Raw genomic sequence first — 14,835 nt, 5'->3', positions numbered from 1 at the left:
TTTCACGTGAAACAATATATTTTTTATCTCAAATTCATTAAATATACTTTAAAAATCTACTGAAATATGATATACTTTAAATAATGTGTTGATTAAATCATTTTGTATTACATAATAGATTAAATTTGATACGATAAATGATTTATCAGAAATAACTCAATGTCAGAACACAAACCATTACGGCATAGCAAGGTGATCATTTGACAAAAATAATAGCGATTTCCAACCAAAAGGGCGGTGTGGGCAAGACCACAACTGCGGTTAATCTTTCTGCATGCTTGGGTGCGGCAGGAAAGAAGACTTTGCTTATTGACGCAGACCCTCAGGGTAACGCAACAAGCGGAGTTGCAATTGACAAGAGTAAAATTAAATACAGTACATATGACATAATGGTTGAGGGCGTAAAAGCCGAAGAATGTGTGCTTACAACGCCTTATCAAAATCTTCATGTTTTACCGTCAAGTATTGACCTTGCGGCGGCAGAACTTGAAATTGCGGAAAAGCGTCACAGAGAAGCACTCCTAAAGAATGCAATATTGCCGATAAAGCAGTATTATGATTATATAATAATTGATTGTCCGCCGTCACTTGGATTAATCACGGCAAATGCATTAACGCTTGCAGATTCATTTATTGTACCGATTCAATGTGAATATTACGCTTTGGAAGGATTGTCGCAGCTTATGAGCACTGTGAGAATCATAAAAAGACAGTATAATCATTCAATTGAGCTTGAGGGCGTATTGCTGACAATGTATGACGGCAGGCTTAACCTGACTCAGCAGGTAGTTGAAGAAGTAAAACGATTTTTCCCCGGCAAGGTGTTTAGCACGGTTATAACAAGGGGAGTAAGGCTTTCGGAAGCACCGAGTTTTGGCATGCCCGTAATTTACTATGACAAATCCTGCAAGGGAAGCTTGGCTTATACGCATCTTGCAGAAGAAATTATAGCAAAGGAGAGACATTAATGGCAAAAAAACTTGGCGGTCTCGGCAAAGGACTAGGCGCAATTTTTCTTGAAAATGATAACGAAGACGGCGGCGGAAGCGTTACGCTTAATATTTCCGAAATTGAGCCCAACAGAAGTCAGCCTCGTAAGAAGTTTGATGAAAAAGCACTTTCCGAATTGGCTGAGAGTATATCAAAGCACGGGCTTTTACAGCCGTTGCTTGTACGTCCGCTGACTCTCGGAGGCTATCAGATTGTTGCAGGCGAGCGTAGGTACAGAGCTTGTCAGATGGCAGGATTAAAGGATATTCCTGTTATAATACGTGAGCTTGGCGATACTGAAACAATGGAACTTGCCCTTATAGAAAACTTGCAGCGTGAGGATTTAACTCCGCTTGAAGAGGCTGAGGGCTACAATGTTTTGATGACAGAGCATGGATTTACACAGGATGAGGTGGCACAGTCGGTTGGAAAATCACGTCCGGCAGTTTCAAACGCACTCAGACTTCTAAAACTGCCAAACAGCATTGCCGATTATCTTAAAGAGGGCAAAATCTCAGCAGGCCACGCAAGGGCATTATTGTCGCTTGACAATGAAAAAGACATGCTTGAACTTGCGGATTTGATAGTTCAAAAGGATTTATCGGTAAGACAGGTTGAAAAGCTCTGCAAGGCAAAACCGAAAATTCAAAATGAGCAAAAACCCGAAAAGAAACCCTCCTTTTACAGTATGGTAGAGCTTGCTCTTGCCGAAAGTCTCGGAAGAAAAATCAGTATTTCAAAGAACAAAGGGAAAAAGGGCGGAGTCTTGCAAATTGAGTTTTATTCAGACGAAGAACTCACAGAATTGTCTAATAAATTAAAATAATACGGCGTTATGCGCTGAAATATACAAGGAGCAAAGAACAATGATTGATATAAAATTTTTGAGAGAAAATCCCGACGCAGTAAAAGAAAACATAAAGAAAAAATTCCAGGACAGCAAACTTCCACTTGTTGATAAGGTTATTGAGCTTGACGCTCAAAGTCGTGCTGTAAAACAGCAGGCAGATGACTTGCGTTCAAACCGTAACAAAATTTCAAAACAGATTGGCGCATTGATGGCACAGGGCAAAAAAGAAGAGGGAATGGCTCTTAAAGAAGAAGTTACAAAGCAGGCTGAACAGCTTGCAGAGCTTGAAGCTAAGGAAAGCGAGCTCAGCGCAGAAGTAACAAAGATTATGATGCAGATTCCTCAGGTTATTGACCCTGCAGTACCGATAGGTAAAGACGACAGCCAGAACGTTGAAATTGAGAGATTCGGAGAGCCGGTTGTACCCGATTTTGAAATTCCATATCATACAGAGATTATGGAGAAGTTCAACGGCATTGACCTTGATTCCGCACGTAAGGTAGCAGGCAACGGATTTTACTATCTAATGGGCGACATTGCAAGATTGCACAGTGCTGTAATCGCATATGCACGTGATTTTATGATTGACAGAGGATTTACATATTGTGTGCCTCCGTTTATGATAAGAAGCAATGTTGTTACAGGCGTTATGAGCTTTGCCGAAATGGACTCAATGATGTACAAAATTGAGGGAGAAGATTTATATCTTATCGGCACAAGCGAACATTCAATGATTGGTAAGTTCATTGACACTATAAACAAAGAAGAAAACCTGCCGTATACACTCACAAGTTATTCACCATGCTTCCGTAAAGAAAAGGGAGCACACGGCATTGAAGAACGCGGAGTATACAGAATCCATCAGTTTGAAAAACAGGAAATGATTGTTGTGTGCAAGCCTGAGGAAAGCAAAATGTGGTTTGATAAACTTTGGCAGAATACAGTAGATTTGTTCCGTTCAATGGATATCCCTGTAAGAACACTTGAGTGCTGCTCAGGCGACCTTGCCGACCTTAAAGTTCGTTCTTTGGATGTTGAGGCTTGGTCACCTCGTCAGAAGAAATATTTTGAAGTCGGTTCATGTTCAAATCTTGGTGACGCACAGGCTCGCAGACTCAAAATCAGAGTATCGGGCGAGGGTGGCAAAAAATACTTTGCACATACACTTAATAATACAGTTGTTGCTCCTCCGAGAATGTTAATTGCGTTCCTTGAAAATAACCTTAACGAAGACGGAACTGTAAGTATTCCTGTTGCCCTCAGACCTTATATGGGCGGCAAAGAGTTTATCGGAAAGTAAAAAACAGTTATTAAAATATGACAAAAACTCTTTGTGCACATATCACAAACATAGCCTACTTTTGTTATCTAAGTATACAAACAGCATAAAATGCTCAGCTTTTGATTGACATTTAACGGTAATAATGTTATAATTATCCTACTCTTAGAGAGTAATAATTTGGAGGTAGGAACTATGGAAAAAAAGAGTAATTTAGGTTTAATTGCTATGATTGTTGGTATTGTGGCTATCATAATATCAATATTCGGCGGAACACTTTCAAGCGGTAACGTAGTTGTTGCGTTTATCCTTGTATTTGTTGCACTTGCGGCAGGTATTGTCGGAATTGTATTGGGCGTAAAAGCTCGTAAAGATCCAAATACTTCAAAGGGTATGGCAACAGCAGGTTTGGTTACAGGCATTATTGCAACCGCTTGGTCAGGTCTCTCTGTTATTTGTGTTATTTGTGCCGTTGCTTGCGCTTCATCAATTGCAAGCTCAGGTATTGATAATGCAGCATTGAACAGCGCTTTGAGCGAGCTCAGCAGTGCTCTTCAGTAATTAATTTTTATAGGCAATACTTAACAAAGCCTCCCATATTTGTGGGAGGCTTAATTTTTGAGGTGAATGGTTATGCTTCCGAATATTAATATATTTGGCAAAGATGTGGCTACATATATGCTGTGTGTACTTGCCGGAGTCTTTGTTTCAGGAATATATGTTTGCCGCACGGCTAAAAAACGAGGGCATGATGATAATGACTATATTGTCTTTTTGCTTATTGCGGCAATCGGAGTTTTCTTCGGCGGACATATAATGTATGGAATAACGCAGATACGGGCATTTATTGAAGTGGTTACTCATCTGTCAAAATACATAACAAGTTTTACTACTTTTATCGGAATGGTGTCCTACATATTCGGCGGTTCGGTTTTTTACGGCGGATTGCTGGGAGGTATGCTGATTTGCGTTATTTATGCAAAGATTAAAAAGCTTGATTTGACAGAATACTCGGATATTTGTGCAGGTTTTGTGCCGCTGTTTCATTTTTTCGGCAGAATAGGCTGCTTTTTGGGCGGCTGCTGCTACGGAATTGAAAGCAGTTTTGGCTTTATTACAAAAGATAACACCCTAAATCCAAGCATAAACGGTGTCGTGAGGTTTCCTGTCCAGCTTCTTGAAGCTGCGTTAAATCTTGGATTGTTTTTCCTGCTTGCGTATCTACTCAGAAAAAACAAGTTAAAAGGCGGCCTGTTTGCACTTTACTTATTAATCTATTCTGTCATAAGATTTTTTGATGAATTTTTGCGCGGAGACAGCTACCGGGGCTTTCTTTTTGGATTGTCAACTTCGCAGATAATCAGTATTTTGTTGTTTGTCGGAGCGGTCGTGTACTTTGTTTGCTATTTTCGTAGGCACAAAAATACCGCAAAATTATGAAGATAATATATGAATTGATAGCGTTATAAAATTAAATTATACAAAAATAGAATCGGGACAAAGTAAAAAACTTTGTCCCGACTTTTATATGATGTGATACAAGCTGTTATTACTTGCGATATTTCGGAGGTTCGGTCTCATAAACATTGTTACCGTAACTGTCAATTGCCACAATGCAGGGAAAGTCTTCAACAGTATATCGTCTTACCGCTTCTGTACCCAAATCTTCATAGCACAAAATCTTCTCTTCTTTTATACTTTGGGCTATCAATGCGGCGGCCCCGCCGATTGCGACAAAATAAACTGCTTTGTTTCTGACTATTGCGTCTATAACATCCTTGTTCCTTGCGCCTTTGCCAATCATTCCTTTTAGTCCGAGGTCAAGCAGCGCAGGGGCATATTTGTCCATTCGATAGCTTGAGGTAGGGCCTGCCGGTCCTACTGCATATCCCGGTTTTGCAGGGGCGGGGCCTACATAATAAATCAGCTCTCCGCTAACGTCAATCGGCAAAAGCTTGTTTTGCTCGATTAATTCAAAAAATCTTTTGTGTGCGGCGTCACGCCCTGTTATTATTGTGCCCGAGAGCAAAACGCTGTCTCCGGCTTTTAAGTCCTTTATATCGTTTTCCGTTATAGGAAGTTTAATTTTTTTTGTCATAATGCTACTCCCTTAATCAAATAATTGTACTTGCATGGCGTGCGGCGTGGCAGCAGATGTTTACGGCAACAGGCATTCCTGCTATATGAGTGGGAGATGTTTCAATGTTAACTCCGAGAGCGGTTGTGTTGCCTCCGAGTCCTGCCGGACCAAAGCCCATTTTGTTAATTTTTTCAAGAAGCTCGTCTTCAAGAGCCGCATATCTTTCATCCTCATTATGAGTGTCTATCGGGCGAAAAGTTGCTTTTTTGGCAAGCTGAGCGGCACGCTCAAATGTGCCTCCGATACCTACTCCGACAACAATCGGGGGACAGGGGTTAGGACCTGCCGAGCGAACCGTGTCAAGTATAAATTGCTTTACTCCCTCTACGCCGTAAGACGGAGTAAGCATTTTAATTGCCGACATATTTTCGCTGCCAAAACCTTTTCCGCCTGCGGTTATTTTGATTTGATTTCCGCTTACAATTTTGGTGTGAATGATTGCGGGTGTATTGTCTTTGGTATTTACTCTGTCAAAAACAGGGTCGGCAACAACGCTTTTTCTCAGGTATCCGTCGCCGTATGCCTGACGAACACCCTCGTTTACGGCTTCATCAAAGCTGCCGTTTTCAATGGCAACTTTGTCTCCGTATTCAACAAACAATACCGCCATTCCGGTATCCTGACAAAGCGGAATTTCTTCTTTGGCAGCTATCTTGTCGTTTTCAATAATTTGCGACAATACGCTTTTGCCGACAGGCGAAGTCTCTGATTTTTCCGCATTTTCAAGTGCGTTCATAATATCTTTGCCGATAAAGTAATTGCAATCCATAAACAGCTTTTTTACAGCCGCAGTAACGGTTTCTGCACTGATTGTTCTTATTTCCATACCGTGTATTCCTTTCGGATAAATTAATAGATTGGGCAGTCACCGCTTAAAAAATTAAATTGCAAGATAATTTTGATTCGGTACTCCCAATTAACTGTTTATATATTATAAATCTTTTCTGCACCTATTTCAATATGTGACAAAGTATGTTATAATACAATCAGCATAAAAACATCAAATTTTTGTCACAAATACAGGTTATACTGTTAATGAGGAAGTGTTAAAATGTACAAGATACTTGTGGTTGACGATGAATTCAGAATCAGACAAATAATCAGAAAGTATGCTGAGTTTGAGGGCTATGAAGTTGACGAAGCCGTTGACGGTATGCAGGCAATTCAGGTTTGCAGAAAAGAAAATTTTGATCTTATAATTATGGACGTTATGATGCCTGAACTTGACGGATTTTCGGCTTGCCGTGAAATAAAAAAATTCAAACCCAATACCCCGATTATTATGCTTTCCGCAAGGGGAGAGGAATACGATAAAATCCACGGTTTTGAGTTAGGAAGCGACGACTATGTTGTAAAGCCGTTTTCTCCGAAAGAACTTATGATGCGTGTAAATGCGGTAATAAAGCGCACACATACTTCGGAACAAAAAGAAGTAAAAAAAGACGTATTTACATACAAGGGACTGTCGGTTGATTTTTCTGCCAGAATTGTAACGGTAGACGGCAAAAGGGTAGAGATGACCCCAAAGGAATATGATTTGTTCTTTTATATGGTCAAAAACAAAGGTCTTGCGCTCACACGTGAAAGCCTTATCAGCGAGGTATGGGGGTATGATTTCTTCGGCGACGAAAGAACCCTTGATACTCACATTAAGTTGCTCAGAAAAAGTCTAGGCGAATACAGCAAATGTATAGTTACCCTGCGAGGAGTTGGATACAGGTTTGAAACGCTTTAGGTCTAAGTTAAATTTAATGCCGCTTCAGTTTAAGCTTTTGTGTTACTTTTTGCTGTTCGGCGGCATAATTTTGATTATTCTCTGGGTTTTTCAGTCTTTTTTTCTTGAATCGTTTTATACTATATCAAAAACTTCTCAGGTTGAGCGAAATGCTTCTGTAATTTCAAAATCTATTCAGGAAAATAAGAATGTACAGGAAACCATTGAGAATATTGCGAGTTATAACAACCTTTCGGTTTATGTTTATGACTCAAATTCGCTGTTTAATCTTATTTACGATTGTGAGTACGACAATCCGTCTACTGCATTAAAGCTTGAATACCACGATGTATACGGATATTACAAAGACGCAAGCGATAACGGCGGTCACTATATGTGCATTACCAGCAATGATGATGCAAAAATTGCCCGACAGAGACTTGCAAATATGTTGGGAACCCAGTCAACAGACGATACTGCAAAGAGCCAGATACATTTTCGCAGCAACGAAAATGAAAGCTCCCAAAATATGGTGTATGCCGATATAATCGGCATGGACAACGGAAGAGAATGTTTTTTGATTATCACCTCTTCGATTACTCCGCTCAGTAACACGGTTGAGATAATCAAAGGACAGATGCTTATGGTTTCAATTGTGTTCATAATGTTGTCTGTTATTTTTTCACTGTATGCAAGTCATCGTATTGCAAAGCCTATTTCAAAGACCAATACGTCGGCAAAAGAACTTGCAAAGAAAAATTATGATGTTAATTTTAATGCCACAGGTTATCTTGAGGTAGAGGAGCTTAACAACACTCTTAACTATGCCAAAACAGAACTTGCGGCAACCGAAAAGCTTCAGCAGGAACTTATTGCAAACATCTCACACGACTTGCGTACGCCGCTGACTATGATTACCGGATACGGAGAAGTTATGCGTGACCTGCCCGGAGAGAACACACCGGAAAATATCCAAATTATAATTGATGAGGCTACAAGGTTGTCAAGTCTTGTTAATGATTTGCTTGACCTTTCAAAAATTCAGTCGGGTGCAATCCAACCGGATAAACATACTTTCTGCCTGACCGACAGTATAAATAATATTTTCCAGAGATATGCAAAACTTATCGAGCAGGACGGCTTTAACATAACATTTGAAAGCAATGAAAATGTATATGTAAATGCCGATGAACTTAAAATTTCTCAGGTTATATACAATCTTGTTAATAACGCAATTAATCACGTTGGCGACGACAAAACCGTTATCGTAACGCAAAAGGTTAAGGATAAAAAGGTTGTTGTTGAGGTCACAGACCACGGCGAGGGTATTCCTGCCGACAAGCTTGAATATATTTGGGAAAGATATTATAAGGTTGACAAGGAGCACAAGCGAGGAGTTATAGGCACGGGTCTTGGCTTGTCAATCGTAAAGAGCATATTGGATTCGCACAATGCCCACTATGGAGTAAGAAGCACTCCCGGCAAGGGCAGTACGTTCTGGTTTGAACTTGAATACGTTTCCGTAAAGAAGCTCAGACAAAATAAAAAGCAGTAATTAAAACTTGGGCGGTGTTCAACATCGCCCTTACTATTTATATTGATGAAGTATGATTAAAGATGTTTTAGGTAATGAAAAAATAAAGCTGCTGTCACTCGACTTGGACGGCACAACACTGAGAAGCGACAATACGCTTTCGCCTAAAGTCAGGTCAGCCATTGAGACAGCGATAAAAAACGGAATTGAAGTTGTTGCGGCAAGCGGCAGACCGTTTGGTTCAATGCATAAAGATGTTCTTAAAATTGACGGCTTAAACTACGTTATCGCATCAAACGGAGCCGTAATCTGTAATAAAAACGGAGAGATTTTCCACACCTCTTTGCTAAAGGAATCCGATGTTCTTTCTTTGTTAAAAATTACAGAGCCTTATGATTTGATTTTTGAAGCGTTTGTGGGCGGACTGACATACACCGACCGTCGTTACACGGATGACCCGATGAAATACGGTTGCAGCGAAGCCTATGTTGATTATGTTAAGGCGTCGCACGGGCATATTGAGAATATGCGAAAGTTTATTTTTGAGAATCGCAAAAAGCTAGACAGCGTAGAATATGTTTGCAATGACAGAAGTTTGCGTGAAAAAGTAAGAGACTTGATTGAGGTTTCGGCACACAGTATGTATATAACCTCATCGTCCGAACACTTTGTTGAATTTATGGATAAATCGGCAACCAAGGCCTGCGCACTAAGCTGGGTTTGCAACAACATAGGGTTGGAAATGACGAATGTTGCTGCCTGCGGTAACGCCGACAATGATGCGGATATGATTGATATTGCCGGTTTGGGAGCGGCAGTAAAAAATGCGTCTCCATTATGTATAAAAAACTCCGATACTGTTGTTAATTCTAACGATGAGGACGGCGTGGCTGAACTTATTGATATTTTGATAAGGCACAATTCGGAATTTTAGTTTTTCTTGATAACTTTGTATTGTTTATATAATGTAAGTGCAAATTTATAAAATGACAAACGGGCTGACATATTGCCAGCCCGTTTGTCTTGAGAGAGATTATATTTATTTCTTAGAAAGAAAGGAGATAGAAATTAACAAATATATATAAATAAGGAGAGAAACTTTTAATCTGAATAAGTCTTGCACAGTTCTATTGTATAGATACGGTTGTCCTTAGCAACCATAGTTATTGAAACGTCAGGTGCAAGTTTATTAAATTTAACAAGAAAACTCTTGCTTCCGCCGTCATGCATACCTGTTACAATACGACTGATGTTATTCTCTTTAACAAAATCTGCCGTGGCTTTTGGTGCGTTGCCGTTAAATAAAACGGTCATATCTGCTCCCGCACTTTTAGATACGCTGTAAAGGTATTCAATAGTGTCGCTTACACTCACATATTCGGTAGTAGGTCTGAGAATACTGAGAACTCTTAGTTCACAATCCTCTTCGTCAGCAATTATCTTTGCTGCTTTTATAATTCTGTCGCAGTCGGTTTGACTTGTAACGCAAGCGAGTATTGACGGCTTATCGTTGAACATCGGTGTCACCTCCTTTGTTATTGTGGCTATATAATACCCCCTCATTTTGAAAGGAATATATCGGTAATGTGAATTTATTGTGAAATATAACATTTTGATTAAATTAATTATCAAAAATAGCTTGTGAGTATTTAAGAGAATAAAAGAGTATATTTGCAAAATCAAGAGATTGTAAAGAGCTAAATTAAATTTTTCGGAAAAAGTGTTGACTTTGTCTGTTTTATGTAATATAATCATATTTACACGAAAAATACAGGAGGAATTAATATGTCAACATATTTAGCTAAAAAAAGCGAAGTTGAACGCAACTGGTTCGTTATTGACGCAGCAGGCAAGCCGCTTGGCAGAGTTGCTGCTCAGGCTGCCGTACTTTTGAGAGGCAAGCATAAGCCTACTTTTACACCAAACGTTGACTGCGGCGACCACGTAATTATCATCAACTGCAAAGATGCTGTTTTGACAGGCAATAAGCTTACTCAGAAGAAATGGCAGCGTCATACAGGCTATATCGGCCACCTTAAAGAAACACGCTATGATACACTTATGGCAACAAAGCCTACAAAGGCTATGGAGCTTGCCGTTAAGGGTATGCTTCCAAAGAACACACTCGGCAGAGCAGCTCTTTTAAGATTAAGACTCTTTGAGGGTGCAGAACACAACCATCAGGCTCAGAAGCCTCAGACGGTTGAAGCATAAGAAGGAGGCAGAACATAATGTACGATAACACAGCTTATTTTTATGGCACAGGCAGAAGAAAAAGCTCCGTTGCAAGAGTAAGACTTTATCAGGGCACAGGCAAAATCACAATCAACGACCGTGACATTGACGATTATTTCGGTCTTGAAACACTCAAGCTGATTGTAAGACAGCCTCTCGCTTTGACTGAAACTGACGAAAAGTTCGACGTAGTTTGCAGAGTTGCAGGCGGCGGCGTAACAGGTCAGGCCGGTGCAATCCGTCACGGAATTTCAAGAGCTCTTCTCCAGTATGACAGTGAGAACCTCAGAGGCAAGCTTAAGAAAGCCGGCTTCCTCACTCGTGACCCAAGAATGAAAGAGCGTAAGAAATACGGTCTCAAAGCAGCTCGTAGAGCACCACAGTTCTCCAAGAGATAATCTTTCAGATACAAGAATATCAAGAAAAGCTCGTTTCACAAGGGCTACAAAAGTTGCGGTATGTTGTCAGGTGTGGCAAAATTTGCATCAAATACAACTTTGCAACAACTATATTGGTATGTACAGGACATTTTTCAGTGGAAATACTGGGAAATGTCCTTTTTGTTAAAATTCAATTAACAAGAAGCAATTAATTTTTGTTTAATAAACTAAGAAAGGTTTAAAATGATTAGATTAAGACCTTATAAAAGCTGCGATTCGGAAGCAATCGCAGAGTGGGTAAAAGATGAAACCGTATTTCAAAAATGGGGTGGGGAACGTTTTGGTGAATATCCCGTTAATGCAAATATTATTGATGCAAAATACAAAAATGATAATGGTGATTGTGTTGAGCCCGATAATTTTTATCCTTGGACGGCAATTGATGATGATAACAGAGTTGTCGGGCATTTTATTATGAGATACACAGGGGGAGACAACAGACAATTGCGTTTTGGATGGGTTATTGTAGATGACGCCCTTAGAGGAAAAGGTTACGGAAAGCAAATGCTTACGTTAGGTTTAAAATATGCATTTGATATATTAGCTGTTGAGAGGGTTACCATAGGTGTTTTTGAAAATAATGCTCCTGCCCTTATGTGTTATAAATCGGTCGGCTTTAACGAAGTGGAAATAGTATATGGTCAACCTTGGAATATTATTGAAATGGAGATAAAAAAAGAAAACTTATTAAAATATTAAAAATAACGCATTACGGCAATGTTTAAAGGTTGTATATAATGTTTTATTTTCAAAACAAAAAAGGTTAGATTGCCGATTGTGCAATCTAACCTTTTGATTTTACTGTATTAATTATTTGTGAAATTCTTTGAAACTCTCAATTACTTGTTCGCGGTGCTTATAACTGTCTGAATTTTCATCGGGATTTTTCTTATCAATGCTGTTATCGGTATATATCATCATATATTTTCCGTTGTCAGAAAGATAAGCAGTTACAGCCGGCAAATCAAGAATTACAAACGAACCGTCTTTTTTTACTGAATCGATAACACTTTTAGCCGTATAATTCAGATTGTTTAAATCATATTCATAAAGCTCTATTGTTACAGCCTTGCCGTTATTCGTTGCGGTGAACTTCTTGCCTTCTTTTGCACCAACCAATGATGCATCCATCTTTGTAACCTTGTCATTGTCAATCTCACCGTCTTTAGTGGCGATATATCCGAGTTTTGCAAAGTAGGAGCATAATCCGTCATAATTATCTTCAAAATCAGCAGCCTCGGCTAAGGGAGCTGTTGTTTCTTCTGCTTGGTCTTCTGTTGACTGAGCTGTTTGCTGTGAATCAAGGGCGTCTTTATATCCGCAACCTGCAAACGAAACTGCCATCAGTCCTGCGCATAACAGAGCGGCAAAAATTCTTTTCATACTTATAGTCCTTTCAAGGGCAGATTTTTAAATTCAAACATTATTATAACTCATTCATCAAAATAAATCAATACTTTAATCTTTTTCATATTAAGCAAAAAGGACGAACAACGTTCGTCCCAAAAGCTTATCCTATTATATATACGTTTACATTGCGTCTGCCAAACGTAACACATTCATCATATGTGTTGTAGAAACAATCGACAATTGCGGAACCGTCCATCAATGCTCCGCCCGTATCAACGGCTGTTGCATATCCGTAAACAAAGCTTCCGTCTGTTGATTCGATATAAAGCTTAGAGCCGTACGGAATTATGTTTGGATTAACCGCAACGCCTCCGTGATAGGCAGGAACCCCTGTTGCCGTGCCTGCGCCTGCAGGAGCCGTATACGCGGTTCCTGAGCCTGTTAACACCTTAGTATATGAAACTTTGGTTCCGTTACTGTCAGTGAATGTTCCCAATGACTTATCGGAGGAGGCTCCCTTTGTGCCAATGAGTTTTATCTCATTTACAGCTTCCTTCACAACTTTTGAATCAACAACAGTTTTTGAGTCCTCTTTTCCGTCTACATATTTGTATTTTGTGGTGATTTGCTTTTCACCGTCTTCGCCTTTTTGCTCAACCTTTGAGTCGCCAAGGTCAAGTTTGTCAGACTTCTTCTCTTCGGTTTCATACTTGATTTTTTCAGTAGAGTTTTTTGTTAAATATGTAACTCTCTGAATAGTTACATCCGAAACCTCTTCGGTATTACTGTATCTTGAAACATTTAAAATATCGTCATCCGATACATTATAACCGGCAGCGTTTAATGCTTCGACAATGTTACCGTTACCAAGTAAAACGGTTTTTGTTTCGCCGTCAGCAGTTACATTAATATTTTTACCGTCTATAATTTTTACTGTGATGTCAGAATTGATTTTTGTGTCCAAATTAGGAACAACAATCTGGTTCTCATCAACAAAAATTCCGGACCTGTCAAGCAATTCACCGACTGTACCGCCATCGGATAAAGCTTTTTGTACCGTACCGCAGTTGTCAACTGTTACTTCGTATGCGGTCAAAACATGAAAAGTGTCAGTGTTGCTTAAAAAATCAAGAGTTTTGTTTTCTTGCATAATTTGTTCGGTAGTAATTTTCTCATCGTTTGCATTAGCCGAGGCTGAAAGCGCAGAACCTGTTGCCATGATTCCTGCAAGAGTTAATGCGCAAGCTGAGCGAAGTATACCAAATCGCTTTATGCTGTTCATATAATTCTCCTTTATTATGTTAGTGCGTAAAGCATAACCCGTCAAAAATAACATGTAATGCAGGCTGCTTTTACGTTGCTGCTAATTATAATTATCTTTCTTGGCAATGTCAAACCTGGACAAGCAGAGATTTTTAGTGAATATACACAATAAAAATGCCTATTTTTCTCAAAAAGCAATATTATTCGGGCGTTAAAGCAGCCAAAAGCCTGCAAAAATATAGGCAAGTTGCAAGAAATTAAAATGTTACATATTTGTAGCTTTTTGATAACCGTTTTGTAACCGTTGGATTTGCATTAATCTGTGTCGATAAATACACATATATATAAGAACAATTAATATCCTATAAAACGGATAAAAAATTAAGCTAACAGTAAGTCTAATCTTATAAATAAAAAATAATTTTAAAAAATTTCGAAATAAATTTTCATATATATAAAATTAAAAAAGAAATAATTAATATGAATCAGTTTTAAAGCATACAATATATTGTGTCAAAAGAGATATTATAGACTAAATATCCTTAATGAAAAATTTTTTAAAAAAATTTGTAAAAAACCCTTGACTTTTGTCGCGTAAGGTACTATAATAGCAAATGTTCGGTCGAGCGAAACGCCAAAACGAAGCGGACAAGACGCTGAGGAAGAGGCGAGAGAAAGCGCTTGAGAGAACAACAGGACCTTGAAAATTAAACAACGAAAAGAGACAAGGAACCCGTAATGACTTTGAGGAAAGCTCAAAGAATTACAAGTTTTAAGATGTACTTTAGAACATCGTAAATTCACGGATACGTCAAGTATTTGTTGATGAGCAGAGAGAACTCTGAAATTGATATTAAGGTTCGAAAGAGCTTTAAGATACAAATTTTAGAGAGTTTGATCCTGGCTCAGGACGAACGCTGGCGGCGTGCCTAACACATGCAAGTCGAACGGAACTGCTTCGAAGGATTTCTTCGGAATGACATTGATTCAGTTTAGTGGCGGACGGGTGAGTAACGCGTGAGTAACCTGCCTTCAAGAGG

General features: G+C 39.1%; 16 protein-coding genes and 1 rRNA gene. 12 read left to right on the top strand and 5 right to left on the bottom strand.

Annotated features, from left to right (window positions below):
• The first annotated feature begins 200 nt into the window (after positions 1 to 200).
• From BLP46_RS02480 to BLP46_RS02460, 5 genes are all read left to right on the top strand, one after another.
• The gene (locus BLP46_RS02480) at positions 201 to 968 is read left to right on the top strand and encodes a ParA family protein (RefSeq protein WP_092975107.1); all 768 of its coding nucleotides are present in this window, start codon (positions 201 to 203) and stop codon (positions 966 to 968) included.
• Complete coding sequence (locus tag BLP46_RS02475; RefSeq protein ID WP_092975104.1) at positions 968 to 1,816, top strand: ParB/RepB/Spo0J family partition protein; 849 nt, start codon at positions 968 to 970, stop codon at positions 1,814 to 1,816. The genes BLP46_RS02480 and BLP46_RS02475 overlap by 1 nt, the downstream gene beginning before the upstream one ends.
• A 40-nt stretch (positions 1,817 to 1,856) precedes the next feature.
• On the top strand, positions 1,857 to 3,140 hold the full coding sequence (serS, locus tag BLP46_RS02470) for a serine--tRNA ligase (protein ID WP_092975101.1): 1,284 nt from the start codon (positions 1,857 to 1,859) through the stop codon (positions 3,138 to 3,140).
• Positions 3,141 to 3,314: 174 nt separating this feature from the next.
• Entirely contained in the window at positions 3,315 to 3,680 is a 366-nt protein-coding gene (locus BLP46_RS02465) for a hypothetical protein (RefSeq protein WP_092975098.1), read from the top strand.
• 72 nt (positions 3,681 to 3,752) lie between these two features.
• Complete coding sequence (locus tag BLP46_RS02460) at positions 3,753 to 4,559, top strand: prolipoprotein diacylglyceryl transferase (RefSeq protein WP_167669147.1); 807 nt, start codon at positions 3,753 to 3,755, stop codon at positions 4,557 to 4,559.
• 109 nt (positions 4,560 to 4,668) lie between these two features.
• On the opposite strand, the gene BLP46_RS02455 is transcribed toward BLP46_RS02460, so the two are convergent.
• Entirely contained in the window at positions 4,669 to 5,217 is a 549-nt protein-coding gene (locus BLP46_RS02455; RefSeq protein WP_092975092.1) for a Fe-S-containing hydro-lyase, read from the bottom strand.
• A 16-nt stretch (positions 5,218 to 5,233) separates the two neighbouring features.
• Positions 5,234 to 6,079 (bottom strand): fumarate hydratase, encoded by an 846-nt coding sequence (locus tag BLP46_RS02450; RefSeq protein WP_092975349.1) that lies wholly within the window; start codon positions 6,077 to 6,079, stop codon positions 5,234 to 5,236.
• Positions 6,080 to 6,310: 231 nt separating this feature from the next.
• Between BLP46_RS02450 and BLP46_RS02445 the strand changes: the two genes are divergently transcribed.
• From BLP46_RS02445 to BLP46_RS02435, 3 genes are all read left to right on the top strand, one after another.
• On the top strand, positions 6,311 to 6,994 hold the full coding sequence (locus tag BLP46_RS02445) for a response regulator transcription factor (RefSeq protein WP_092975089.1): 684 nt from the start codon (positions 6,311 to 6,313) through the stop codon (positions 6,992 to 6,994).
• A gap of 70 nt (positions 6,995 to 7,064) precedes the next feature.
• Complete coding sequence (locus BLP46_RS02440; protein WP_318259421.1) at positions 7,065 to 8,528, top strand: sensor histidine kinase; 1,464 nt, start codon at positions 7,065 to 7,067, stop codon at positions 8,526 to 8,528.
• A 52-nt stretch (positions 8,529 to 8,580) separates the two neighbouring features.
• Positions 8,581 to 9,441 carry a Cof-type HAD-IIB family hydrolase gene (locus BLP46_RS02435; protein WP_092975086.1) on the top strand — a complete coding sequence of 287 codons (861 nt, stop codon included), beginning with the start codon at positions 8,581 to 8,583 and terminating at the stop codon, positions 9,439 to 9,441.
• Positions 9,442 to 9,608: 167 nt separating this feature from the next.
• Here BLP46_RS02435 and BLP46_RS02430 read toward each other — a convergent pair whose 3' ends face one another.
• Positions 9,609 to 10,025 carry an adenine nucleotide alpha hydrolase family protein gene (locus BLP46_RS02430; RefSeq protein ID WP_092975083.1) on the bottom strand — a complete coding sequence of 139 codons (417 nt, stop codon included), beginning with the start codon at positions 10,023 to 10,025 and terminating at the stop codon, positions 9,609 to 9,611.
• A gap of 267 nt (positions 10,026 to 10,292) precedes the next feature.
• On the opposite strand from BLP46_RS02430, the gene rplM reads away from it, so the two are divergent.
• From rplM to BLP46_RS02415, 3 genes are all read left to right on the top strand, one after another.
• Entirely contained in the window at positions 10,293 to 10,721 is a 429-nt protein-coding gene (gene rplM / locus BLP46_RS02425) for a 50S ribosomal protein L13 (protein WP_092975080.1), read from the top strand.
• Positions 10,722 to 10,738: 17 nt separating this feature from the next.
• The gene (gene rpsI, locus BLP46_RS02420; protein ID WP_092975077.1) at positions 10,739 to 11,140 is read left to right on the top strand and encodes a 30S ribosomal protein S9; all 402 of its coding nucleotides are present in this window, start codon (positions 10,739 to 10,741) and stop codon (positions 11,138 to 11,140) included.
• Positions 11,141 to 11,365: 225 nt separating this feature from the next.
• Entirely contained in the window at positions 11,366 to 11,881 is a 516-nt protein-coding gene (locus BLP46_RS02415) for a GNAT family N-acetyltransferase (protein ID WP_092975074.1), read from the top strand.
• A 111-nt stretch (positions 11,882 to 11,992) separates the two neighbouring features.
• Here the strand turns inward: BLP46_RS02415 and BLP46_RS02410 are convergent, their stop codons facing one another.
• Positions 11,993 to 12,565, bottom strand: a complete 573-nt coding sequence (locus BLP46_RS02410; protein WP_092975071.1) for an LptM family lipoprotein — start codon at positions 12,563 to 12,565, stop codon at positions 11,993 to 11,995.
• Positions 12,566 to 12,692: 127 nt separating this feature from the next.
• Positions 12,693 to 13,814 carry a resuscitation-promoting factor gene (locus BLP46_RS02405; RefSeq protein WP_167669146.1) on the bottom strand — a complete coding sequence of 374 codons (1,122 nt, stop codon included), beginning with the start codon at positions 13,812 to 13,814 and terminating at the stop codon, positions 12,693 to 12,695.
• An 863-nt stretch (positions 13,815 to 14,677) separates the two neighbouring features.
• Between BLP46_RS02405 and BLP46_RS02400 the strand changes: the two genes are divergently transcribed.
• Positions 14,678 to 14,835 (top strand): 16S ribosomal RNA (locus tag BLP46_RS02400); the annotation flags it as partial.

Origin of the sequence: Ruminococcus sp. YE282 (assembly GCA_900101355.1) — a bacterium.
GTDB lineage: Bacteria > Bacillota > Clostridia > Oscillospirales > Acutalibacteraceae > Ruminococcoides > Ruminococcoides bromii_A.
This window is presented reverse-complemented; position numbering and strand designations above follow the sequence as displayed.